Origin of the sequence: Bacteroides sp. CACC 737, assembly GCF_013874375.1 — a bacterium.
Taxonomy (GTDB): Bacteria; Bacteroidota; Bacteroidia; order Bacteroidales; family Bacteroidaceae; genus Bacteroides; species Bacteroides uniformis.
In genome coordinates this window covers 542,223-567,583 of record NZ_CP059408.1, presented here as the reverse complement: position 1 = coordinate 567,583, position 25,361 = coordinate 542,223, and the positions used below count along the sequence as shown (strand labels likewise).

17 protein-coding genes are annotated in these 25,361 nt (G+C 48.8%); 2 read left to right on the top strand and 15 right to left on the bottom strand.

Annotation, left to right across the window (positions count from 1 at the left end; genetic code table 11):
• Positions 1–11 precede the first annotated feature (11 nt).
• The 12 genes from H1A11_RS02370 to H1A11_RS02315 form a co-directional block, all read right to left on the bottom strand.
• Positions 12–1,142 (bottom strand): ATP-binding protein, encoded by a 1,131-nt coding sequence (locus H1A11_RS02370; RefSeq protein ID WP_004291480.1) that lies wholly within the window; start codon positions 1,140–1,142, stop codon positions 12–14.
• Positions 1,143–1,443: 301 nt separating this feature from the next.
• Positions 1,444–2,049 (bottom strand): RteC domain-containing protein, encoded by a 606-nt coding sequence (locus H1A11_RS02365; RefSeq protein ID WP_004304269.1) that lies wholly within the window; start codon positions 2,047–2,049, stop codon positions 1,444–1,446.
• Between the two features lie 238 nt (positions 2,050–2,287).
• Positions 2,288–2,710 (bottom strand): dihydrofolate reductase family protein, encoded by a 423-nt coding sequence (locus H1A11_RS02360; RefSeq protein ID WP_004291474.1) that lies wholly within the window; start codon positions 2,708–2,710, stop codon positions 2,288–2,290.
• A gap of 279 nt (positions 2,711–2,989) precedes the next feature.
• Complete coding sequence (locus H1A11_RS02355; RefSeq protein WP_004291471.1) at positions 2,990–4,312, bottom strand: sigma-54 dependent transcriptional regulator; 1,323 nt, start codon at positions 4,310–4,312, stop codon at positions 2,990–2,992.
• Complete coding sequence (locus tag H1A11_RS02350) at positions 4,305–6,623, bottom strand: ATP-binding protein (protein ID WP_004291467.1); 2,319 nt, start codon at positions 6,621–6,623, stop codon at positions 4,305–4,307. Before H1A11_RS02350 ends, H1A11_RS02355 begins: the two co-directional genes overlap by 8 nt.
• On the bottom strand, positions 6,623–8,548 hold the full coding sequence (tet(Q), locus tag H1A11_RS02345; RefSeq protein ID WP_004291466.1) for a tetracycline resistance ribosomal protection protein Tet(Q): 1,926 nt from the start codon (positions 8,546–8,548) through the stop codon (positions 6,623–6,625). Before tet(Q) ends, H1A11_RS02350 begins: the two co-directional genes overlap by 1 nt.
• 657 nt (positions 8,549–9,205) lie before the next feature.
• Positions 9,206–15,022 (bottom strand): N-6 DNA methylase, encoded by a 5,817-nt coding sequence (locus H1A11_RS02340; protein ID WP_004291462.1) that lies wholly within the window; start codon positions 15,020–15,022, stop codon positions 9,206–9,208.
• Positions 15,012–15,599, bottom strand: a complete 588-nt coding sequence (locus tag H1A11_RS02335) for a DUF1896 domain-containing protein (RefSeq protein ID WP_004291461.1) — start codon at positions 15,597–15,599, stop codon at positions 15,012–15,014. The genes H1A11_RS02340 and H1A11_RS02335 overlap by 11 nt, the downstream gene beginning before the upstream one ends.
• Before the next feature lie 27 nt (positions 15,600–15,626).
• Positions 15,627–17,714: a type IA DNA topoisomerase gene (gene topB, locus H1A11_RS02330; RefSeq protein WP_004291456.1), complete on the bottom strand. Its 2,088-nt coding sequence runs from the start codon at positions 17,712–17,714 to the stop codon at positions 15,627–15,629.
• 60 nt (positions 17,715–17,774) lie between these two features.
• On the bottom strand, positions 17,775–19,346 hold the full coding sequence (locus tag H1A11_RS02325; protein ID WP_004291455.1) for a DUF3945 domain-containing protein: 1,572 nt from the start codon (positions 19,344–19,346) through the stop codon (positions 17,775–17,777).
• Between the two features lie 20 nt (positions 19,347–19,366).
• Positions 19,367–19,717: a helix-turn-helix domain-containing protein gene (locus H1A11_RS02320; RefSeq protein WP_004291454.1), complete on the bottom strand. Its 351-nt coding sequence runs from the start codon at positions 19,715–19,717 to the stop codon at positions 19,367–19,369.
• 3 nt (positions 19,718–19,720) lie between these two features.
• The gene (locus H1A11_RS02315) at positions 19,721–20,083 is read right to left on the bottom strand and encodes a helix-turn-helix domain-containing protein (RefSeq protein ID WP_004304264.1); all 363 of its coding nucleotides are present in this window, start codon (positions 20,081–20,083) and stop codon (positions 19,721–19,723) included.
• A gap of 201 nt (positions 20,084–20,284) precedes the next feature.
• On the opposite strand from H1A11_RS02315, the gene H1A11_RS02310 reads away from it, so the two are divergent.
• Both H1A11_RS02310 and H1A11_RS02305 read left to right on the top strand, forming a co-directional pair.
• Positions 20,285–20,584 carry a helix-turn-helix domain-containing protein gene (locus tag H1A11_RS02310; RefSeq protein WP_004291426.1) on the top strand — a complete coding sequence of 100 codons (300 nt, stop codon included), beginning with the start codon at positions 20,285–20,287 and terminating at the stop codon, positions 20,582–20,584.
• A gap of 31 nt (positions 20,585–20,615) precedes the next feature.
• The gene (locus H1A11_RS02305) at positions 20,616–20,921 is read left to right on the top strand and encodes a helix-turn-helix domain-containing protein (protein ID WP_004291424.1); all 306 of its coding nucleotides are present in this window, start codon (positions 20,616–20,618) and stop codon (positions 20,919–20,921) included.
• 77 nt (positions 20,922–20,998) lie between these two features.
• Here the strand turns inward: H1A11_RS02305 and H1A11_RS02300 are convergent, their stop codons facing one another.
• The 3 genes from H1A11_RS02300 to H1A11_RS02290 form a co-directional block, all read right to left on the bottom strand.
• Positions 20,999–21,361, bottom strand: coding sequence for a hypothetical protein (locus H1A11_RS02300; protein ID WP_004291423.1), 363 nt, complete (start codon positions 21,359–21,361; stop codon positions 20,999–21,001).
• Between the two features lie 11 nt (positions 21,362–21,372).
• A complete protein-coding gene (locus H1A11_RS02295) occupies positions 21,373–22,608 on the bottom strand; it encodes a site-specific integrase (RefSeq protein ID WP_004291422.1) in 1,236 nt (411 codons plus the stop codon).
• A gap of 491 nt (positions 22,609–23,099) precedes the next feature.
• Positions 23,100–24,308, bottom strand: a complete 1,209-nt coding sequence (locus H1A11_RS02290) for a site-specific integrase (RefSeq protein ID WP_117966224.1) — start codon at positions 24,306–24,308, stop codon at positions 23,100–23,102.
• Positions 24,309–25,361: the final 1,053 nt, after the last annotated feature.

The following is a 25,361-nucleotide window of genomic DNA, read 5'->3' as shown; positions in this document are numbered from 1 at the left end:
TAATTTATTGATTATACGAACTCCAAATAATTCTCCCGATTTACCACATGAAACTCGGCATAGGGATAGGCTTCTTGGAAGGCTTTCGGTGCGGCCGGCATTTTATTTCCCCACTTGAACTCCAAGGCGGTAAGACTGTCGGCACTCTCCTCAATCAGGTCGATTTCCTGTTTGTCGTAGGTGCGCCAGAAATAGAACTCCCTGTGCAGTCCCTCATTGAAGTTCGCTTTGCGCCGCTCTCCGATGATGTAGTTCTCCCACAGCGCACCGACATCCTGCCGAATGGCCAGCGGTGAGAAAGCCCCGATAATGGCATTGCGAATGCCGTTGTCGTAGAAGTACCACTTGCCAGCTTTTGTAACCTCCTTGCGTAGGTTACGCGAATAAGCCCCCAGACGATAGATAACGAAGACCTTTTCCAATAGGTCGAGGTATTTTTCAACGGTCGTCTTGCTCATGCCGAGTTGTTTACCTAACTCTTCGTAAGAAACTTCGCTGCCCAACTGAAAAGCTATCAATCGCAGTAGATCGCGCATCTTGCTCGAATTTTTTAAGCCGTCAATTGCTAAGATATCTTTAAGCAGGTATGCACCGACAATATCACGTAGGTAGTCTGTTTTACGTTCATAGTTCTCCATCATTACTACTTCGGGATAGGAACCGTAAATCAAGCGCGCTTCGAGGTTCTGGCGGGTTTCAAGTGCCGTTTCCGTCTGTGCGATTTCCCGTTGCGAGAATGGTGTAAGGAGAAATTGCGTACTGCGGCCGACCAACGGTTCACCAGTCTTATTCAGCAAATCGAATGACGAAGAACCACTTGCCAAGACACTTATTCCCGGTATTTCATCAACTATCAACTTCAGAATACTACCGATTTGTGGTATGTTCTGTGCCTCATCAATAGCCAGCAAATCAATACCATCCAATAAATGCCGATAATTGGCTATTGAGCGATTCTCCAATAGTGCTAATGTGTCGTAGTCTTCGCCGTTGAGCATCATCGTCCTACCTGAATAGTTGTCCACAATTTTACGCATCATTACCGTTTTACCAACACGGCGAGCACCAAAAATCAGTACTGCTTTATTGGGCGCGATTCGTGCTGTAATCTTCTCTTGAAGTATTCTATTTACTGTTTCCATACCTTATAAAATATAATGCAAAGATAATCATATTTTTTTAATTGGCGAATTTTACAAAAAAAACGGGCTATTAAATGGCGATTTTTACAACCACAATCTTATGGAAGTTGTTTCATTGTTTTTAGTAATGATATATGTTCATACTATGATGACTCAATAATTTACCAGACATACGTTTCTGAAATTTGTCCTTATAGGAATGAAAAACTCACATATATTGTGCTAATTAATATATAATTAAATGAAAATAAAAAGACAGGATACGAGTATTCCTGTCTTCTCATATGTAATGGATATTTTTTTATTTTCTCATCCGCTCCAACTCCTCATCACGCAACATTCTCTCGTTCAGTTTTTCCTGCATCCTGTCAATGAAATAGGTGCGGCTTTCGTTCTTCCGGCGTTTGATATCAGTGTAGAAGCGGTAGCAGTCTTTAGAATCAACCCCGAATATCTTATAGAGAAGTGGGGCGAGCTGTTTGAGCGGCATATTGCCGTTGTTGATGCAGCCCATCACGTCTATGCCGTAGATAAGTTCCACGAGGTCGATGGCATTGCCCGTCCATTGAAGAAGGCTGGCGGTGGTTTCTGTTGCGTTGTTGGCGGATATTAGTGGTGGCACTTGGGGCGTGGCAAGGAATTTCTGCATCTTTCTTACGAAAGACAGAGCCTTGCTGACGTAGGCGGCAATCTCTCTTTTTTCTTCTGACAGATTACGTACGGGATGGTGCTGCAACTCGATTTCGATGTAGGCAAGCGCGATGACGGTAAGGTTCATGTCCATGCCGCCGTTGCACAGTTCGATCACTTGGGTGGCGAAAGCCGTGTATGCCGTTTCCATATTGCAGTCGCCGGCTTCGTTTATCAGGCGGAAAAAGTCGGTTTCCGCCAGCAAGAAATAATTCATGGTTCTGTCAATTTTGAAAATTACACTTTGTTTTCTGCGTGCGCACATGAATATAATTGGCAAAAAACGCGGCAGAAAATAAAAAATCCAACACTCAATTTTACAAAGTGCTGGATTTCAGAGGTATAAAATTCAGTATTTTTTCACAAGGACAAATTATCTCCGACTTAAATTGTTTGTAATCGGAACATTTATTCTATTCCTGAAAATAGAAATGTATGCTTGCCGCACATTTTGGCTATCTTGCTTTTTTATCAAGGATATAGATAATGCGACATACACCGTTGGGATAGCTTTTCAAAGAGGAAAGCGTCCAGTGTTGCTCTGGCAGAGCCGACTTAAAAAAATGTCGTCCGCTTCCGGATATGAAAGGAACGGTGTATAGTATGATTTCATCCACAGCGTGCATCCGCAGCAGTCCGTTTATATAGTCTGCCGTGTCCGGTGTGGCTTCCGCGAGGTAACGGATGTTTGTGCAGTCTTTTCTCCATTCGTGCAGCATTGAAATGGAATAGTCCGGTGTCACACGGTAAAAGGCTTTCTTCCTGATTTCATCAAGACCGCAACGGTCAAGGCACAAATCCTGATGTGCTTTATCATATAACTCTGAAGAAAGACATCCGTCCATCGTCAGTACGGCGAGAATCTGAACTTTACCCATAATCGTTTCCTTTCGTTAGGCAAGGGTAAAAAAGTAGCGTGCAATTCACACTACCTTCAAGCGATGGCTCTGGTAAAGCCTTTACGGAGAGTACGTGAATGCACGCTATGCGTAAGCATAGCATAAGCATCACGCAATCGTCTCCGTAGTTCCAATTTACCAGATTTTCGCTTGAAACGCCTTGCGGTCTTATCCTATATGTTGGCGGCGAAAAGCTCCTGCCAATCGCCGTTTTTCTCAAATGTTATGCAAAGATAGCCAAATTCAGTGAATTACGGGCTATGATTGCTTGAATTTATATTTAAGTCCATACTCTTCAAGTTTGCTGTATAGTGTTGTCCTGCCTATGCCGAGCAGTTCTGCGGCGACACTCCGGTTGCCGTTTGCCTGTTTCAACGCACGCAATATCCGCTCCTTATCCTCCGCGTCATTGCGCAAGGCGAAGCTGACAGTAGAGGTCGGTTTCGTCACGGCAAGTTCCAGATGCTCTTTCATGACAACACCTTCCTGCGCCTGCAATACAGCACCCATAACTTTCTGCCGAAGTTCCCGCACGTTGCCCGGCCATGCGTGTGTCAGCAACGCTTTACGTGCTTCGGAACTGAACCCGCTCACGCTACACTCCAGCTCTCTGTTTGCCATATCACGGAAGAACTCTGCCAGCGGCATAATGTCTTCTTGACAGTCACGCAACGGAGGAACGGTTATCCCGAAGTCGTGCAGGCGGTACAGAAGATCCTGCCGAAAACGCTTTTCATTCACCGATACCTCCAAATCTTCATTGGTAGCAGCGATGATGCGGACATTGAAATTCCGGTCTGCCTTGTCTCCGACCGGGCGATACCGCCTCTCCTGTATGGCACGGAGCAACATCTGTTGGGTTTCCAACGCGAGGTTTCCTACCTCGTCCAGAAACAACGTGCCGCCTTCCGCCTCATGGAAATATCCTTTCTTGGCATTGTCCGCACCTGTAAATGCACCTTTGACGTGTCCGAAGAAAGCCGACGGTGCAAGCTCTTTGGAGAGTGAACCGCAGTCCACCGCCACAAATGGCTTGCCTGCACGTTTGCTCTTGTCATGCAACAGGTGGGCAATATGCTCCTTGCCCGTGCCGTTCTCACCAAATATCATCACGCTCATATCGGTGGCGGCTACCAGCCTTATGCGGTGCATGATTTTCTGAAAGGCGGAACCTTCACGGGCGAATATAGGCATACGGCGTTGTCCTGCCTGACGTTCTTTCAGTATGGAACGGATCAGGGGGACAAGTTTATCCTCCACAAGCTGTTTGGGAATATAGTCTATCGAGCCGAGTTTCATGCTTTCCACGGCGGTATTAACTTCGGCGTAGTCGGTCATAATGATGAAGGGCTGCATCTTTCCCTCCTTTCGCATCCAGCACAAAAGGTCTATGCCACTGCCGTCAGGCAGACGCAGGTCGGCAACCACGATATCATTATCTGTTGCCTGTTGCAGATGTTTCTTCGCGGTTGAGAGGTGGTAAGCCTTCATATTGCGGTAGCCCTCCCGTGACAGCATATTGCAGACATATTCGCAATACACGATGTTGTCTTCCACCACAATTATTTTTGTCTTATTCATCTTCGTATTTTCTCCTTTCCTCTTCTGCCAACCGTATTATTTCCACTCCCTTATCCAGCACGGCAGTCACGGCATGGCTTAACGCTTCACCATCCGGGAGAGCATCGCCACGAAGCAATCCGTAAAGTACATTCAGCGGTTGGTCGGCACGGAGCACCTCCCACGAACTGCGCAGGTGGTGGATCAGGGAATCCAGCTTTTGCAGGTCTTTTTCTTTTGCTGCATCCCGTACCGCCTGCATTTCCTTTTCTGTTTCAGTTATCAACTTTTCCAGCATGACGGCTTCATTGCCATAGGACAATAAGGCGGAAAAGTCCGGTTTCCCGTCCGGTGTCGCTTTTATGGCACACCTGTCGGAAACCTCCATCAGTTCCGATATGGAGAACGGTTTGAACAGGCATCCGGCAAAGCCTTTTGCCAATAGTTCCCCTTTGTTACAACTGCCCGAAGCGGTTGCCACAACCACCGGGATTGTTGGTGAATTGCCCACGTTGGACGAACGCAACAGTTCCAGCAATTCGAAACCGTTTATATCGGGCATATTCAAGTCTGTCAGCAACAGGCTGTATTCTTTCTGGCGTATCATTTCCATCAGTGCCGCAGCATCGGTGCAAGTGTCGCAGTGTATTCCTTCTTGGGAATACATCTCTTTCAGCATCAGAAGTAATACCTCATCATTGTCAATGGCGACAACATCATGGAATTTATTGTTATGATAAACAGGTGTATTGCTTGTATATCCAAGCTGTTCTTCAGCTTCCTGCATAGAAATTTCAACTGTGAAACGACTGCCTTTCCCTTTCTTGCTGTCTAAACGGATTGTTCCGCCAAGCATCGACACAATATTACGCATTATGGCAAGCCCAAGCCCGAAACCCTCCTTTGCGGCGGCATTTGATAGACGTTCAAACGCACCGAACGCTTGTTTCTGTTCCTCTTCTGTCATGCCTGTACCTGTATCTTCAACGACCAGTGTCAGAACTCCATTATCATATTCAGTAATCAAAGAAACACCGCCTTCTTCTGTGAACTTGACAGCGTTTGACAGCAGGTTATTCCCGATTTGTATTATTCGCTCTTTGTCGGTCAATACAATGGCATCGTGTCCAGTCTTCACGGACAAGGACAGCCCTTTGTTCACGGCAACAGGCATGAACTCCGTTTCAAGTGTGTGCGTGATTGCTGAAATCCGGCAGGGTGACAGACGGGGCTGTTCCTTGCCGTTGTCCAGGCGGAAGAAGTCAAGCAAAGTGTTAAGCATATCCCGCATACGGTCGGAGGATTGCAGTATGTTTTGGATATACTGCCCGGACTTATCCTCACACTGTTCTTTCCGTATCAGTCCGGCATAGCCTGTTATTGCTGTCAGCGGTGTGCGCAGTTCATGGGTGATAGTATGTACCGCCTTCTTCCTTGACGTTATCAGTGCCTCGTTCCGTTGTACGGATTGTTCCAGTTGCCTTATCAAATCAGTTGTCTTGTGCTTGTATTGTTTAATGCTTTTTGCATCACGATGTATGATGATGTAGGAAATTAACAACAATAGAAGAACGAATCCCATTAAACCGCCTACTTGCATAAATGACTTTTCACGCATGGCAACTATTTCGTTTTCCCGGCTTTGCAGTTCGGTTTGTACCTTTTCTTCTATTTGGCAAATCAATTCTTGCAGTTGTCTGTTAAGTTCTGCATTACGAGCTGCAAGGCTGTCGGCTTGTTCCGACAATTGGCGATCCTGCACTTTCTGTTCGCTGATTACGTTTCTATTGACCGAATGAAGGATAGTGGTTGATACTGCTGGAGTTACTTCCTTTTTTTTGCCGAATATGCCTAAGAAACCTTTTCGTTTTGGCTTTTTGGACTGTTCCTGCACACTTTTCTGTACAATAACCGGAATTTGATTGGCTATCTTCTTGTTAATAGATTGTTGTTCATCCATTAACCGGACTATCTGGAACATCTGTCGTTCCTTATCCTCTAAAAGACTGCGCACACTATCGATGCGCTCTGCTGGATAGGTGGCCTTGAAACGGCAGAGCATACTGTCCATTGCCATACGCCGTGCATGGTAATGCTCGATATCTTTATCGTTCCATTCCAGTATTGTTTCACCCAATAGAGAAAATTTTATCATTTGAATATTGATATTGTTTATTTCTTTTCGGAGCTCGTCTATTTTTTTATTGCCAAGTTCTAATGCTTCTATCTCCTGCCATTCATAGAGGCTATTATATGCCATACATCCGATAAGAATGGAGATAAGTATATATCCCAACCGTATTGCCTTATAGAAATTTCCTGACCGCTCCATTATTTTAATGACATTGATTTTTGGAACATGAATAAAAGTTTATCTTTTTCGTTCATGCGGATATTATCAGAATAACCGTCTTTTGTTATTTGATACCCACATGGCTTAACCATAAAAATGCCTAAGCCCTTAGTGTACGAACTTACTTCTGAGGCATAGTCTTTACTTGTATTTAATGGAACTTTCCCTTTAATATGACACCACTCATTATTACAACTGATGTCTTCAATCTCAGACATCAGTTTTTGCAAATCTGTAATAGCTTTGGAACTCGCTACTTGGGGTATCTGCAACTCAAAACAGAGCATCGGTTCGAGAATGTCCACACCTGACTGTTGCAAAGCCAGCCTGAAGACATAAGGGGTCAGCTGTCTGAAATCAGCAGGTGTACTTACCGGGCTATAATACTCGGCTTGAGTAAAAGTTACTTTCAGATCTGTCACTTCCCATCCATGTAAACCAGATTGGCAAGACATACGAATCCCTTCAAAAACGGCATTTTGAAAAGAATGGTTCAGATAACCATAGGAGATGTCACTTTCGATTTGCAACCCTGCCCCTAACGGTAAGGGTTCAAGAGTCAGCCCTATTGTGGCCCAGTAAGGGTTGGGTGGTACTTCGATCTGAATAATCTTATTGACCTTTTTTATAGGTCGTTCTTTGTAGATAGTCTTGATCTCATCAAAATGGACCTTTACGGAAAATCGTTCTTCCAGCAATGTCTGTATGATTTCCTTTTGGGTCAAACCATATAACGAGATTTCCAATTCATCACTATATGAGTTTATGGAAAAGGACAAAGACGGGTCTTCAATCCACAATGTATTCAGAGCGGATATCACCTTGCTTCTCTCTTCGGGCTTATTTGGCCGGACGGAGGATTTGAGAGCGGGATGCTGATGAGATAATCCTTGAATCAAACAAGGTTTAGCACCTAAATAATCTCCGATTCGAAAATCTTCTATATCTTCTACAATCGCGATATCATTGGCACCCACTTCATCAACATTTATCTCTCTGCCCTGATAAATAGTCTTTAGATTTTTAATCTTGATGAATTTTTCCGAATCGTTGATTCTTACAACGTCTCGAAGTCTCAGACTTCCGTCAATTATTTTAAGAAAACTTCTTTTATGCCCTTTGGGGTCATGCTCTATCTTATAGAGATAAGCTGAAAGTCTGTTTGAGACTGATGCCGGAGGAAGTATAAAAGAAGAAATGGCGTCCAACAACTCATTGATACCGATATTGAACATTGCTGATCCATGTAGCACCGGATAGACTTTGGCTTTTGCCACAAGAGCGATTATCGTATTCCAATAATCAGCCGGTGAAATTTCGCTATCCGCCAAATATCGTTCTAATATATCGTCGTCATGGTTGCATACAAATTCTTTGTATTCTTCCTTTATATATGTTTGGGAGCAAACCGGATAAACCGATCCATCGACAACAGTTTGCATAAACAGGACATCTTGCGACAGATTTGTTTTTATATCCATATACAAACGCTCCAAATTCACACCGGCACGGTCAATCTTATTGATAAATATAATTGTCGGGATTTGCAGCTTTTGTAAAGTACTGAACAGCAACTTTGTCTGCGCTTGTATGCCTTCCTTTGCGGATAAGATGAGGACTGCTCCATCAAGCATTTTGAATGTCCGCTCCACTTCCGCAATAAAATCCATGTGTCCCGGAGTGTCAATGATATTGCATTTCACTCCATTCCAGATAATAGATGTCGTAGAAGCCCGGACAGTAATTCCTCTACGTTTCTCTATATCCATAGAGTCCGTTATGGTGTCACCATTATCCACACGGCCGCACTTTTCCGTTGCTCCACTGGCAAACAGCAGATTCTCGGTTACGGAAGTTTTTCCTGCATCAATGTGAGCAAGAATTCCTAAATTTATAATATTCATTTGGATTAAGCAATAATATACTACAGTAGATGCATTGTCGAAACGCACCTTTTAATACCTCCTCGTAGCATATGAGAACTACAGGATTACTAACTCGTATTAATATGTATATTATTACTGCCGCATAACGATTACAAAATTACACAAAAAAATATATCTAACAAAAGTGGGAGGATTTTTTAACTTTTTACCATAGACATTTTATTAGGGAAGCGTAGGTTCAACTGGCAAGTACAAATAAGTAGAAATGTTTGAACAACACCGTTTTAGGAAGTTGAAAAATCAAGTTTCTCTCTCGGTATAGCGTTTATTTTGGCCAATATCTTCTTTAGTTTAGCATTTGTGTATTTCCCATTCGTGTTCTATTTAGCTCCTTATTATGAGTATGTAGCAAGTTACTTATCAAATTCAGCCTCTTTGAGGGTCAAATATGGTTTTGCAAATGGTGACTGACAAGACATAAACAAGGTCAGCAGGAATTTTTTACATAAATGGACATGAATGTATATAACCTAAAATAAGAATAAATTTTAATAAGGGCTGCCCAAAAAGAAAAAAATGCAGTTGCCATCCTATAGATACTTGCAGAAAGGATAAAATTTACTTTTAGACCTTTTGGGATAGCCCTTATTAATACTTCAGATAAAATTCCTTAGGTTATATTTTCAATCCTTTGGACCGGGTTTCCTCCTTGGCATACAGTCCCGGACGCCCGATTATGACATGGTTGGCAACGATACTATCCGCCGGACTGCGTATCTGCGGCGGTGCATTTTCGGGATATTGCGCCTGCCTGTTCCTCACATCTTCCGCTTCCGGCTTGAGCTGTTGCCCTTCATTCTCCTTTTCTGCGACTTCGGGCGTGGGTGGCGCAAGCTCCAGCTGAATTTTTCGGTCAAGGGCGGCAAGTTCGGACTTCAACTGCTTCAGCTCGTCCTCCTTCTTCCACACCTTACCCGCTATCTCCTGTAACTGCGGTATCTCCATCTCCAGCACCTCGTTCTTCGCCTTGTACTGGTCGATGATGGAGGGTATCCTCTCCATCGCGTTGAGGAAGTTGCGGGCGGCGGCCAACGGGTCAGCCATCGCCAGATGCCCGTTGTTGTAGGTGTACTTGTAGTTCCCCTCGACCACGAAGCGGTTGTCGGTGAACTCCAATCCCTCTTTGAGTATCCTTTCGCTCACCACCTTTATCGGAAAACCGTAAAGTTCACCGACCTGCGTGTACAACCCTCCGGTCGTGGCATTCTTGGCTATCTCCTGCAAACGCTTTCCGATGACCTTCTCATCGGCGGAATCCACTCCGTCCACCTTTATTATATTAAGGCGGTTGCCCTCCTTGTCGGTCTGCACCACCGACAGGAAGCGGTTCCAGTCCTCCGTCATGGCATCTATGAAAGCCGTGTTGTTGCGCAACTCGCCGGTCTTTGACTCCAGCTTGAACTCCGAATCACGCTTGCCCTTGTTGAACGACTTGCGTTCCCCTTCGAGCGATGCGATCCGCTTTTCCAGTTTCGCCTTGTCCAACAGGTCGGTATTGCCGGAGAGCAACGCCATGTATTCCGAGAAATTCATGCCCGATTTTTCGTCCATTGCCCCCTCGTCGATGGTACGCGCACCCATCGCACCGCTTTTGAGCTGGCTTATGAAAGTCTGCTTGCAGTGCAGGAGGTTGAACTTGTAGCTGTCCAGTGACTTCTCCACCGCGTAGATGATTACATCCACGTTGTTCCCGGCGAAATGTTTGGCAATCTCATTACCTGCCCTAACTCCGCGTCCGTCACGCTGTTGCAAGTCGGACGGTCGCCACGGCGTATCGAGATGATGGATAGCCACACACCGTTTCTGGGCGTTCACACCCGTTCCGAGCATAGAGGTAGAGCCGAACAGCACACGCACCGTCCCGGCGTTCATGGCGTCTATCACCGCCTTCCGCGCCTTGTCGGTCTTGCACTCCTGAATGAAGCGCACCTCGCTTGGCGGTATACCGTAGTCCTCCGTCAGTTTGCGCTTGATTTCCGAATAGACGTTCCACCCGTCGCCCGGCTGGTATGTCCCCAAATCAGAGAAAACGAACTGCGTGCCTTTCTGGGCGTCGTATTTTTGATAATACTCCGCGATCATCTTGGCACAGTGACTCGCTTTGTTGTCGGGATGATCTTCGTAATTCGGGTCTATCATGCGCATGTCGAGTGCCATTTTCCGGGCATAGTCCGTGGCGATGAGCATCTTCGCCTTTTCTTCCGTTTCCGAAAGCGGCAGCCTGCCCAACAAGGTGGCATCGCCCGTCTTGGCGAACTGCATCAGTTTCTGTATGAAGTCCTCCTGTTCCGGCGTGGGCGGTATATGGTGCAGTATCTCGTTCTTGGCAGGACGGTCAACGCCCACATCCTCCGCCGTGCGGTAGTCCGTGATTTCATTATAGAAGGCGGCAAGCTCCGGCACTTTGATGAAGTAGCGGAAACGCTCCTTCTGGACCACATTGTTCGTCACGTTAAATTCAAAATCCGTCGTCTTCTTGGCAAATATCGCCGCCCAAGCGTCGAAACACCTTATGTCCTGCCGTTCCAGCTCCTTCGGGCGCAGGTACTTGAACAGCAGGTACAATTCAGTCAGTGAGTTGCTGATAGTCGTGCCGGAGAGGAAGGTCGCACCCAAGTCTTTTCCTGTGCGCTCCTGTATGGTGCGTATGGCAAAGAGCATGTTAAGTGCCTTCTGGCTTCCCTCGCTGTTTCCCAATCCCGCCACACGGTCGTGGCGCGTGTTGAAAGTCAGATTCTTGAACTGGTGGCTCTCATCTATGAAGATGTGGTCGATGCCCATCTGCTTGAAATCCACCACGTCGTCCGTGCGTGACTTTATGGCGTGTTCCACCTTCTCCAGCTTCGCTTCAAGGTTGTGCTTGCGCTTCTCCAATCCTTTCAGCATCGCCCGCGACACGTTCTTTCCCTGCTGCCGTAGCACTTCGAGGTTTTCCTCCACCGTGTCAAGCTCTGCTTGCAGGATGCGCTGCTGCAATTCCGGCGACTGCGGTATCTTGCCGAACTGGTCGTGCGACATGATGACGCAATCGTAGTCGTTGTTCTTTATATTATTGAAGAAGCGCACACGGTTGGCGGTCGAAAAGTCCTTCTCCGAAGCGTACAGAATACGTGCGTTGGGATATGCCGCCTGATAGGTGGCTGCAATCTCCGCAACGTTGGCTTTCAGCCCGATAATCATCGGCTTGTGTGCCAAATTCAGACGCTTCATCTCATGCGCGGCGATGCACATTATCAGCGTCTTACCGGTTCCCACCTCGTGGTCGCAAATTCCGCCGCCGTTCTGTTTCAACATCCAGACGCAATCCATCTGTGAGGGATAGACGCTCTTGATACCCCGGCTTGCCAGCCCTTTCAGGTTGAGGTCGGGAAAGGTCTGATGGGAGCCGTCGTAGCGCGGGCGCACGAAACAGTTGAACTTGCGGTTATACATCGTCACAAGCCGCTCCTTGAACTGCGGCGACTGCTCTTCGAGCCATTCGGAGAAGCCGTTTCGTATCTCGTCAATCTTGGCGTTGGCGAGTTGTATTCCCTCGCTGTCGCGCATCTTGATGTCGTTGCCATGCTCGTCCTTGCCGATGGACTTCATCATGTCAGGGCAGGTGTTGTGCAGGGCGTGTTTTAGGAGGTGCATACCGTCATAGTTCCGGTAATACCCCTTCACCAGAAACTCGTCCGTGATTTTCATGGTGCGGTAGCCGCACACCACCGAAAACTCGTCCATGCTTGCGGAATAGGCGATTTTCACCTCCGTGTCGAACAGCCGGCTCATGTAGGCGGCATAGACACCCGTCGGAATCCAGCGTTCCCCGAAATTGAAGTCCAGATCCTCGAAGGCGATGCGCTGCGGCTCGGCATCTTTCAGAGCCTCCAACGCCTGCTTCACCTCCGGCATACGCTCATTTTCGGGATTGTCACCCATCCATGCCTCTATGCGTTCCGCTTTCTCTATGACATTTCCGGCGATGAAACGGTCTTTGATTTCGTAACCGGTCACGAGCGGATTGTAGTAGATGCGCCCTTGCAGGGCAGTGAGCAAATCCTCCGCCGTGCTGTCGGTTATCTCCCGCATATAGTCGAGATTGACCGTACCATATTTGTTGAGCGACGCAGACAGGGCTTCTTCGGGAGAGCCTACGTTGGCATGGCTCTCCACCGCGAAGGAAACAGGATGCTCGAAGATGTCCGCCTTGACGAACTTTCCGTTTTCCATCCGTTCCAGCGAAAGGATGTCGCGCCCGCCCGCATCCATCATCACTAACTTCACGTTCTGCTTGGCGTTGAGGTTGCCGTAGCGCATGACAAACTCATCGTAACAGGTATTCAGATGCTCTCGCCACGGAACATTTGCCTCGCGCCGGAGCGATTCATAACGGTACAGACGCTCGTAGGCGTCACGCAGCGACACATACAACAACGCCTTTTCCTTCTGGTATCCTTTCAGGTCGAGCGGCTGGAATGTCGCCCCGTATGGCGTGATGTCTTTCAGGTAGCCGATGTTATGACGCCCCCGGTCAGCCACCAGCGACCCTTCGCGCAGGTGCATCTCCGGCGTGCGGTGGTAGGCACGCGGAGAAAGGTCCACGACTTCCTCCTTCGGCTTTTCCGCTTCGATGTCGGGGAAAAGGAAAGTCCCCACCGCTTCCGATGGGGTATCTGTAACGGCAGGTGCGGCGACTGCCTCCGGCTGTGTTTCCTCCTGTCGTGGCTGCTCACGGGAAGTTTCCGGCACGGCTTTCACTTCCGTCTTTTCCGCCACTTGTTTCTCGTTATGCTGCCTTGCCAGTTCCCGAAGTTCTTTCCTACGCTCCGGCGTCAAACCCATCATCATTTCATAGAAACCGTTGATGGGAGGATTGGTATCCCAGTCCAGTGTGGCATAGATGTCGTCCGGGTCGGCAGGCTTGGCGGTGTTCTCCGCTTTCACCTCCTTATTCTCCATTGCGGGTTTTGCAGTTGGAGCTGTCGGTGTAACCGTGACTTTCGGTTTGGGCGGAGTGGACTTTGCCGTAACTGCCTTTTTCACCGTCTTTTTCTTTTTGGAGGTTTTCGGTTGGCTGACCTCTTCCGTCATCCCCCAGAGGTCAAGCAGGGTGAGCTGCACGCCTGCGGAATATTGCGGGCGCGGTTCTATCTCCGGCTTTTCATCTGCGGGTTGCGGCTTTTCTGTCGGAGTTTCCACCGTCTGCGCCGAGGATACTGTTTCCAATTTTATGGCAGGACGCTCTACTTTATTTTGAACGGCAACTTTTTCTTCCGTTCCTGCCTGCCGGATTGAACCCGAATACAAGCGCATGGCAAGCCTGTAATGGAAATCCTCGTCGAGCATACGGCGCAAATCCCCGGCGATGCCTGCTGCCTTGCCCTCGTGCAGATAAACCATAGCGGGCTTCCCGTAGGGGTCTGTGTCAAGTTTCGCCATCGTATGCACGATGCGTTCCGGGTGGTGGATGAAATAGGCGTTGTCGGTCAGGGCGGTTTTCGTGTCCGTCTGTATCACGGTCATCAGCCGCTCGTCCTGCGACATTTCCTTCTTGCTGAGGTTCTTTTGCAGGACAATCAGGTCACTGCCCACCTCCGTGCCCGCGTTGTCCGTGAACAGGTTGTTGGGCAGGCGTATCGCGGATACCAGATTGGCCTGACTGAACAGCTCGTTACGCACGGAGGTCTTGGTGCTATTCAATACCCCTTGCGAGGTGATGAACGCCACGATACCGCCGTCACGCACGGCATCCAGTCCTTTGAGAAAGAAATAGTTGTGGATGGTTTTCTGGGCGGAGCGTCTGCCGAAAGAGTCGCTCCGCTGAAACTCCGCGTCGAACACGGCAATGTCACCGAACGGAATGTTGGACACCGCCAAGTCGAAATAATTGTTGAACGGTCTTTCGATTTTCTCAAAACCGCAGGTGCGCATTTTCTGGTCGGGATAGAGATGCCTCAAGATTGTACCCGTGAGCAGATCCTTCTCGAAAGCCATCACATCCGCATTGGGGCTGTGCCGCAGCATGGAATCCACGAACACGCCGACACCTGCCGACGGTTCGAGCATACGGGCGGGGCGGACGCTGTAATCTGCCAGCACGTCCGCGATGGTGTCGGTTATCTCTTTGGGGGTGTAGAAAGCGGTCAGCACGGACGCTTTCAGCGAATCCACAAACCGCTTGTACTCTGTTTCGTCCTTGCTGTTCTCACGGATAAGCCTGTGCAGCTCCACCGTCGGGGCGAACAGTTCGAGGTCGGATTTCGCCCACCGGACGGCATCCGTCAGTTCCTTTGCAGGGTTGAGGATACATTTCAGACCGCCGAAACCGCAGTACCTTTGAAGTATGGCACGCTCTTCGGTTGTCGCTGTCCTATTTTCCCTGTCAAGGATGAATGCCGTCCGTATCGCCTCGATGTTGTCCCGCAGTTTCTGTTTGCGGTTAAACGCCATATTCGTCTAAGTAAAGGACGGTTGCTCCCGTCAGCTCCGTGTAGAGCAGGTCGTAATCGGAAGACAGGGCGAAATTGTCATCCGAGAGGTCATAGACGGAGAACACGTTGCCGACAAGCGGCAGCAGTTTCAGGACAAAGGCTTCACGCTTCTCTTCCGGCACTTCATCGGCAAACTCGTTTTCCACGACTTCGCGGAGGATGGCGTAACGGGAATAATGCAGCCCGCGCAGCAGCGTGTCCATCGCCAGTTCCTGCGCACCATCGGCGGGATAGCCTTCAAGCCGTGCCCTCTCATACGTTTCGGCGGCACGGTCGGCCCGTTCCCGTATGAAAGCGGTGTCGTCAGCCTGTTCAAACTTGTTCGTGCGGAGATAGTCCAGCAGGTACAGACCGTAATAGGAAAAGTCGGTCTGACCCTCGTTTTTCTTCTTGTTGTTCATTACTTTGGATTTAGCGGATTGATAATTAACGGGATAATCGGTTGGAAAAAGGAAGAAAAAGGCACTCGGTATCCCTCCGAGTGCCACCACTAAATCCAAAGTATGAGTGTAATCCGGTATCGAAGAACAATTCATTACTCTGAACAAGTGGCAAAGTTAATACTATTTCTTCCGTCCTGAAAATTTCTTGTCCTTTTTAGCCTCCGGGAACACAAAAGTCGTGTTATATTCCCCGTCAAAGGCGACAACAGCATCGAAACTCTTGCCCTGTTTGCTCTTGAACCCTTTGAGCAGCTTGGTATGCCCTTCGGTGAGCAGGTCTTTGATTTCATCGTCGGACAGGGTGCGTCCCGCTTTCAGCCGGAACACGGGCAGTCCGCACTCCGTGTTGTCGCAGCGTACCACCTTGCCGTAGAACCGCATCCTGCCCGTGCCACACTTGGGACACGCGCAGCCGGAGTCACGGCTGCCGAAGAGCTTGTCGCACGAGATCAGTTCGGAGGTTATCTCACGTGTGTACGCCTCTATCTCCTTGCGGAAGGTGTCGTCGGACAGTTCCCCGCGCTCGATACGCGCCAGCTCCTTTTCCCATTCGCCCGTCATGGCAACATCGGCGATGCGCATCGTCTTGACGACGGAATTGAGGGCAAGTCCTTTTTCGGTGGGAACAAGCGACTTCTTGCAGCGTTCCATGTAACCGCGCTTGAAAAGCGTTTCGATGATGGAGGCGCGTGTGGCGGGAGTACCGATGCCACAGTCCTTCATCGCCTGCCGCAGTGCGTCGTCCTCAATTTCCTTGCCCGCCGTTTCCATTGCCGAGAGCAGGGTGGCTTCGGTATGCAGCGGCTTGGGTTTGGTCTTTCCTTCGGTAATGGACGAGCCTTTCGGTGTCAGCGTGTCGCCTTCCTGCCAGCCGGGGATGGTAATTTCCTCTTTTTCCTCGCCATAGACGGCACGCCATCCGGTTTGCTTCACGACGCTGCCTTTTACGGTAAACTCCACTCCGGCACATTCCGCCGTGACAGTGGTCACATCCTTGACGCATTTCTCAGAGAATGCCTCGACCATGCGCCCGGCAATCATCTGATAGATGGTATTGTCCTCTTTGGAGAGGAAGAGCGGTTTCTCACCCGTGACGAGCAGGGCATGGTGGTCTGTCACCTTGCCGTCGTCCACGCTGCGGCGTGTCGGGGCGGCTTTTGCCCGCACCTTGTCTTTCCATTCGGGCTGTGTGCCGATGAAAGCGAGCAGTTTGGGAATTTCGGCAAACACGTCTTCGGGGATGTAGCGGCTTCCCGTTCTCGGATAGGTTATCAACTTCTTTTCGTAGAGTTTCTGCGCGATTTCAAGCGTCTGTTCCGCCGTGAAGCCGTGCTTGGCGTTGGCTTCTTTCTGGAGCGTGGTCAGGTCGTAGAGCAAGGGAGTTTCCTCCGTCTTCTCCTTGCGCTCGGCTTTCGTGACAGTGGCGCAACCTGCCGCCTTTACCTTATTATATAGTTCCATCGCCGGTTCTTTCTCTTTCCATTTCTCGGAGGATGAGAATTTCACGACTTCGCCGTCGCAACCGTCCGTTGCGATATGGAGCTGCCAGAATGCTTCGGACGTAAAGCGGCGGTTCTCCCAGTAGCGTTCACATACCATAGCCAACGTTGGTGTCTGCACCCGCCCCACGGAATACGTGCCGTGTCCGGCGGCGATGGATAACGCCTGTGTGCCGTTGATGCCCACGAGCCAGTCGGATTCGCTCCGCGCTTTGGCGGCGAGGTAGAGGTTGTCGTATTTGCTGCCGTCTTCGAGTTTCCGCAGTCCCTCGCGGATAGCTTTGTCGGTGAGAGAGCTGATCCACAGGCGCACGAAAGGAGTGGTGCAACCCGTATAGTGGTAGAGGTAGCGGAAGATAAGCTCTCCCTCGCGTCCGGCATCGGTCGCCACGATGATATGTTCGCTTGTGTCGAACAGTCTTTTGATGACTTTTATCTGCGACACCACGCCGCTGTCGGGCTTGTAACCTTTCTCCGTCCTGACCTGACGGGGGACGAGCGTGAATGTGTCGGGAATAATCGGGAGGTTGTCACGGACAAATCCGCGCACGCCGTAGCCGTCGGGCATGGCAAGCTGAACGAGGTGTCCGAATGCCCATGTCACGGCATAACCGCCTCCCTCGAAATATCCTTCCTCTCTCTTTGTCGCGCCCACGATGCGGGCGATTTCACGTGCCACGGAGGGCTTTTCTGCAATGATTGTCTTCATGTCTTCTTCTTTTTTGTTGATACTTTGGATTTTATTTTGGATTCAGTGGCGGACACGGGATTACATTTTCATGCCCTTGCCCGTTTTCTTCTGCGGCTTCTCCTGCTGCTGTTGCTGGCGGGCGTCCTTCGGGTTGGTCTGACCTTTCTGCAACGGCTCTCTCAGATTCTTTGTAGCCTCGTTGGTCTTGCCATCGTTGTTCACCGCCACCTGCGTGCGGCTCTCGTTGGACGGAGCAACCTGCTGTGCATTGTCAGGGTTCGTGTCGTAGCGGTACGGGCGTCCCTTCTCCGGGTTGAACTTGATATACATCGTGGCATGGAAGCCCTGCTTGTCGGTCACGTTCTCCAGCTTCACGGCTTTACCCGCCACATAGTCGGCTTTCTGCTGGTCGGTGAAGCTCACGCCGCTCCATTTGCTGATGGGGCGGATGCTGCCGTCCTCGTTCGTCCACGTGTTGCGGCGTTGCTCCTTCTTGGTCTGTGCGGCATTTTCCCCGCCCTGCGCCTGACTTTTCGATGTGTCGCCTTTGGTTTCCTGTGTCTGTGCGGTACGGGGCGACTTGCCGGTTCCCGGCACGAACTCCACGCCGCGCTGCTCCACGTTCACTTGCAGGGTGGTGACGAACTTTCTGCCGTCGTTGCGCTCGATGAGCTTGTCGCGTACGGGCAGTCCGGCGCGGAGCATGTCCCGCTCCTGCGTGGTGATTTCCGTCTTGCCGATGCGCTCCGGGATGCGCACCCTGCTTGCCGGAATGTCCGTGATTTCATTCGTCTTGCGGTCGATGCTGATGTAGGAGGGGATGATCTCGCCCGTTTCCCTGTCCACAATGTCCACGACCCTACCGAGATTGCCCGTTTCGCGGAGGTTCTTCCGGTCATTGTCGGAGAATTTGTGTTCCTTGTACTCATCCAGCTTCTGCTCCTTGCGGATGAAGTGCGGCACGAGGCTGATGTTTCCCTCACCGTCCTTCTTGAAGGAGAGGCGGGCGTCCAGCTCGAATGATTCGCCGCCGAAGGTCGGTTTGACCTTTACCAAGTCGGACTTGCCATAGTTGAGCATCTTCGTAAGGTCGCCGGACTTTTCAAGGTTGTCCCGCTTTACGCCCCATCTGTCCTCCAGCTCCTGCCAGTTGATTTTACTCTCGTCGATGGGCTGGTAGCCACGTTTGCCCTGCATCTGTTCGGATTTGTCCTGTTGCTGTTCTTTCCGTTGTTCCATGTTCTCCTGTTTTTGAGGTTCTTGTTTCTCTGTCTGTTGTGCTGCCATCTCTTCCTGCACCTTCTTCTCATAGTCGGAGGTGTCCACCTTGTGAGGGGCGAGCAGCTCCTTGTTCGCTTCGGGGTCTTTCAGCAGTTGCTTCATCACCTCTAAGAGATTTTCAGCTTGGTCTGCCGCAATGCGGTAGAAACCGAAGCGGCTGGGTTCCTTGCACTGCCGGAAGAAGTTCTTGAAGAAGTTGTCCAGCACGTCGCCATGTCGGTCGAATTGCAGGAAACTCTGCGCGTTCTCCGCTTTTGCGGGGGTGCGCTTGGGTGTGCCGTCCGCGTTCAGCCCGGCTACCACGCTGATCTCGCCTGTCTTCTCGTCACGGACTACCAGCACGTCCTTTTCGTCTTTTTTCTTTGCCATCTGAAAAATGTTTTAATGGGTTATTTATGAAAGAAATTATGGATACGAGCCTTGTAGAAGGCTATATCTTCCTTTTTGAAGTCCTTGATATGGTTGGAAAGGAATGTCAGCACGTCCTCCTCGCTGTAATAGGTCTTCTTGCCCAGCGTCTTGTAGGGCAATGCGCCTACGCTGCGGTAGCGTTGGAGGGTGCGTTTGCTTATCTGGAGCAACATGCACAAATCCTGATTGTCGAAAAGGCGGATGCTTTCCGTGATAGTGGGCTGTTTCCCCTCAGCCTTCATCGCCAGCAGCAGTTCGTCCTGACGGTCGAGCCGTTCCATCAGCTTCTGCATCCAGCCCTCGAAGTTGTTTCGTGTGAGCAGTTCCATGACCTATGTCCTCCTTCCTTTTGGTTTGCCGCCCGTGCGCAGCGTGTGGTTGTGGAACAGGGTGTCTATTGTCCCTTCCTCGTTCCTTACTGTGTTGTCCTCCAATAGCCGCAGTATCTCGGAAAGGCGGTAGCGGCAGCTTCCGCGTACCACCACATACTCGATACGGTGGTCGGTGCGCATACGCTGCATGGTGCGCTTGCTCACGTTGAGCATCTTCGCCGCCTGTGCCGTGTCAAGCAGCTTGTCTTCGGTTTCCCGCTTCCGTTTCTTCTCGTCCCTTGCCTCGCGGATGTACCCTGCGATGTTCGCAATCTGCGCCATCATCTCCTTGTAGGCGGAACTTTCCATTGTTATCACTTTCATGTTCAGTCCTTTCTTTTTGTTTCTGCGACAAAATTCGGCAATAAACAAAAGGGGCTTTAACAACTCACTACGTGACTCACGTAAGATTTTTGCGGAAGATGGCTCCGTAACCCGGTCAAACGGCGCAACAGGCAGCCTTTCAGCGGAAAACGATACGTCTTGTATGCCGTTTCGTTACCTTTGCGGCAAACTCTAAATGACATGAATATGGAAATAGTATCTATCGAGAAAAAGACTTTCGAGATGATGGTGGCGGCATTCGGCGCACTCTCGGAGAAGGTCGCCGCCCTGAGGCGCAAAAGCGACACGGGGCGCATGGAAAGATGGCTCACGGGCGAGGAGGTCTGCGGGCAGTTGAGAATAAGCCCGCGCACGTTGCAGACGCTGCGTGACAGGCGGCTTATCGGCTACTCGCAGATAAACCGCAGGTTCTATTACAAGCCAGAGGAGGTGAAGCGGCTGATACCGCTTGTCGGCACGCTCTATCCGCACGGCAGATGATTTGATTTATTCACCCACTGAATCCGAAGTTATGATGAACGAGAACAACGATGTTTTTACGATGGAAGACGAGCCGATAGCCTCTGTGGTGCAGGATATGCGCAAAGGCTCGAAATGGCTGTCCGCATTTCTGGAAAGCTACCGTCCTCCGCTGGACGGGGAACGTTACCTGACGGACGGCGAGGTGTCGGAACTGCTCCGTGTGAGCCGGCGCACCTTGCAGGAATACCGCAACAACCGCGTGTTGCCCTTCATACTTTTGGGAGGGAAGGTGCTTTACCCGGAAACGGGGCTGCGCGGGGTACTGGAAGCGAACTACCGCAAGCCGCTGGAGTGAGGCGGTTTCATGAAAAAGTAAACGGGTGACACCTTTTGTGGTGCTACCCGTTTACTTGTCTTATGGGGTATGTGCAATCAGCAATACCCGGCTTTTCCGTTCTGTATGAACATCACGTATGTCTGCCGTTTCTCTTGTGAGAGTGCCTTTCCCACCAGCCATGTGCGGAACAGGTGGGTGTTGTAGGTATTCACCCTGAAAGCGACCGGGATGATGATTTCAAGGGCGTACACGTCCGCGTGCAGCCCGTTTTCAAGCTGCATGTAGCGGCACACCTCGTAGTCGTTCAGCACGTCCGACTTGCGGACGGCTCTGATGGCGGCGTTCACTGCCGGGACGGTCGTATGGAACAATCCGGCTATTTCGGTGGCGGTCATCCACACGTCGTTACCGGTTACGCTGACTGCCTTGTCCTCGATGATGATTGTGTCACGTTTCATGGCTTTTCTTTTTAGATGGTGCAACCTGCAAATTCCTCGACGCCGTTCAATCTTGCGGCAAGGTTCTCCATGTCCTGATTGAGCTTCTCTTTGGTTATCTTTGCGTAAATCTGCGTCGTCTTTATGCTCTTGTGTCCGAGCATGGAGCTGACCGTTTCGATGGGAACACCGTTGGAGAGGAATATCGTCGTGGCTGCCGTGTGGCGGCTCTGATGCCACGTGATATGCTTGGTGATGCCGCAACGCTTGGCGACGGCACGGATACCGGCAAGGCACGTGTTATAATGCGGAACGGGAAATATCCTGCCGTCCCCGCACAGTCCCCGGTATTTGCCGATTATGCGGTTGGCGATGTCGAGCAGGCGGATGTTGGACACCACGCCCGTTTTCTGGCGGTTGATGTTTATCCACTCGTGTTCGTCGAAGTAGGTGCGGATATTCTCTTCCGTAAGGTTGCGCATATCCGCGAACGACAGCCCCGTGAAGGCGCAGAACAGGTAGAGGTCGCGGTACAATTCCTGTTTGGCGTTTTTCAGTTTCCCCTCCATCAGCAGGCGGATCTCATCTTTGGTCAGGAAACTGCGTGTTGTTTCCTCCTTCTTGATTTCATACTCGCGGAACGGGTCGCGCGTCAGCCACTCGTTGTTGATGGCGATGAATACCATCGTCCGTAACGGGCAGACGTACAGCCACACGGTATTGGTGCAGCAGTGCTTGTCCGTGCGCAGGAACATCTCGAAGTCGGAGATGAAAGCCGGGGTAAGCTCTTTTAGGGCGATGTCCTTCACATGGTAGCGGATGTCGAGGAACTCTTGCATGTGCTTGTAAACGGTGCGGTACTTCAGCAGCGTGCCTTTGGCTTTCATGCCTGCCTCCACCTGCTTCTCGTAGTCCTCGTTGTGCTGGCGGAACACCTGCATCAGCGTGTGGTAGCGGTGTTCCAGTCCGAGAAAGGCGTTCTTCACCTTCTCCGCCGTGACGAAGTTGTCACGCTCCATGATTTCCTGATAATGCCTGTTGATGCGTACCCGCATCTTGTCAAGCATACGGTTCGTTTCGAGTGCCGCCGTGCTTCTGCCCGTGACACGTCCACCTTTGGTGTCCCACAGTTTCGGATCGACAGTCAGTTTGCAGCTGAACTGTGTCTGGCTGCCGTCCACCGTGATGCGTCCCATGACGGGAACTGTCCCGTCCTTTTTCACTACCTGACGCTTGAGGTAGTAGATTACTGAAAATGTACTCTTCATTGTCCTTAATTTTTGGGTTTCAAAATTAGTTGGTGAAGAGTCCGGTGTTGGTACGCAAAACGGGGAGGAACGGCGCAATCTTTTTCCGTAACCTGATTTTTCGCATGAGTTATGGATAACTCACTATTCCTTAGAGCCTTGTTTCGCTATTCGTACCCGTTTGTCGCATTTTCGGGCATGGTTACGAACAAGTAACGTAGCGGCGTCAGGATTTGGCTTCGGCAGGGATTGTAATGGCTTCACGGATTATCGCCACTTCAACCAAAACCCTTGTAACTCAATTCTATCACTATATCTTTCCGCATTTCACTTTTTTGTAGTAACTTTGCAAACGAAATATACATCTCTTATGAAGATAAAGTTACGATGGTTACTCTATTTCAAGTTTTATAACTAAAGATGTACATCTCTTATGAAGATATGTATCTTTTTGAATGGCTTTGATATTCTTTTGTCATATTCGTTAATGATTATTATATAAATCACTTTATTCATATAGACATCAAAATGAGACTATTTGCCGTGTCTACAATAGATGCATCTAAAGAGGCAAGATAAATTCGGGTGGTTTGCTCCGAATCATGTCCCAATGCTTCACTGATAACAGATAAAGAGACATTTTTACTTTGAGCAATACTGGCCCATGCATGGCGGGCAACATAAGTAGTAAGTGGAATACCCAAACCCATCTGTTTGCCAATGTGTTTCAAATTTCTGTTGATACGGTGCGCTTCATTTTGGTATTGATGCCATTCGTCCATACCATTATTTCGAATAATCGGTAGTAGGTAGGGAATATCAGAGGTGTCGTATTTATCAATGAGTTCCTGCATGGGTTTTTCCCATTTGATAAACAATTGCTGACCGGTTTTATGTCTCCGGTAAGTAAGGATCCCATTTTGCAGGTCTTTCTTTTTCAAGAATGCCATATCCACAAAGGACATTCCACGTGTATAAAAGCTGAATAAAAAGATATCCCTGGCAAAGACCAGTGATTTTTTCGTCAAATTTAAGTCTCGTATTTCCCTAACCACATCTAAGGATACAGCACGTTTCCTTGTTTTATCAATGCCAGTATATACATGCTTAAAAGGATTTTGTTGGGCAACAAAACCTTGTTCTACCGCACGATTATAGATAGCTCTGAGATTACGCATATAATAGGAACTGGTGTTCGGACAAATGCCATTCCCTTTGAGCCAGCTTTCATAAGCTATCATCTGATTGGAGTCCAGTGCATCCAACGAGACATCACCACGGTTATTCAAGTAACGTTCAAAGCTATTCAAGGCACTCTGATAGGTACCCGCTGTACGTACCTTGCCTATTTTCCTCAATTCAACCAGCAGTTCTTTTCCGTATAAAAGGAAAGTGTAATTTCCTTCAGGAACAGTGTAAAGCTCTATGATGCGTTCCACAGTGAAAGGAGCATCTTCCTGAACCAAACGGTTGATGCATTTCTCTATTTTAACAAGGTCTTTATCAATTTGCTTTTTTAACGCAATAAGATAGTTTTTTCGATCTTCTCCACTTCCTGCCGAGACATCGATTTCACCGGAAGCAGAAATCCACTCACTTGAAAACAGTTTGTAACCGGTACGGATATGTCGTACCTTACGATGATGGATTATTTGATAATGAAGCGTTCCCTCTTTGAGGATAATGGATGAAGGGCTGAATTTTACTTTTACACTAGTCATAAACAATCAATTATTAGTTTAATACAGAATTATAAAAACAAGAAGCAATTCAAAATACTTCAAACTGTTATGTATACTTCCTGCTAAACTATTCTTGACTGATAAAAGATGCTTTATCTAAAAAAACGTCGCTTTAATGGCGTAATTATAAAGTGTATATTCGTGCAAATCAAAAGCTTTCTGTGCTCAAAGATAACGAAAAAACAAGCTTCAAAACATTTTTCCAAAAGATTCTTCATATAAAAATTGCAAGGACAAAGATCAATGGCAATTAAGAATTTGGATTGCATATTCGTGCCGGTTGAAAGAATAGACCGATAATCTGAATATCCTTCGGTGACTATCACTAGACTGTACGTTTAGTGCCAAGTTCGATATCGGGAGCAAAATCAACTGAAGGTAAAGATACCGTCTTGTCTTTTGTTGAGGAAACCAATTTACCGCTTAACAGAAAAATGACAAACTGCACTGTAACCAATATCAATAAAGATAATTTATTAAACATGACTGTCCGCTAAAACTTTTTGCTAATACAAAAATAGAACTGGTATCTCTTTTGAGATATCAGCCCTTTAGTTACGTTTGAGTTGCCACACAAAAAGGAGGGGGAGCAAAGCACATTCTGCCATTCATGCAAATGGATCCTTGATGCTGATAACTATTGCCTCGTACGCATCTATATCTATCTACATACACGTTTTTTTCAACATGCAACGCGTGTTACCCGGGTTCACTGTTCCTTTTATCCTTTCTGTATAGCTACTGCTAGGATTGTGCAGTTAGCTGATGCCTAACATGCTATTCATTTCTACTTCCTACATCGATTACTTACAATGTTTCAGTATGGATATAAACCAGGTGATGTTTCAAGGAAACATTATGACCAGACTATTTTTCCTTGCAGGCACCCTCGTAAATTCCCGGAATGCAGCAATATATACCATATATTGGGGGAGTTATTCCTCTCCTATCTTGTGTACCATTGCTCTAGAAGACCAAAATTGGATGAGCTGAATATGGGCAGTGTATTTCGTTTTACTCTCTGTAGCCTTG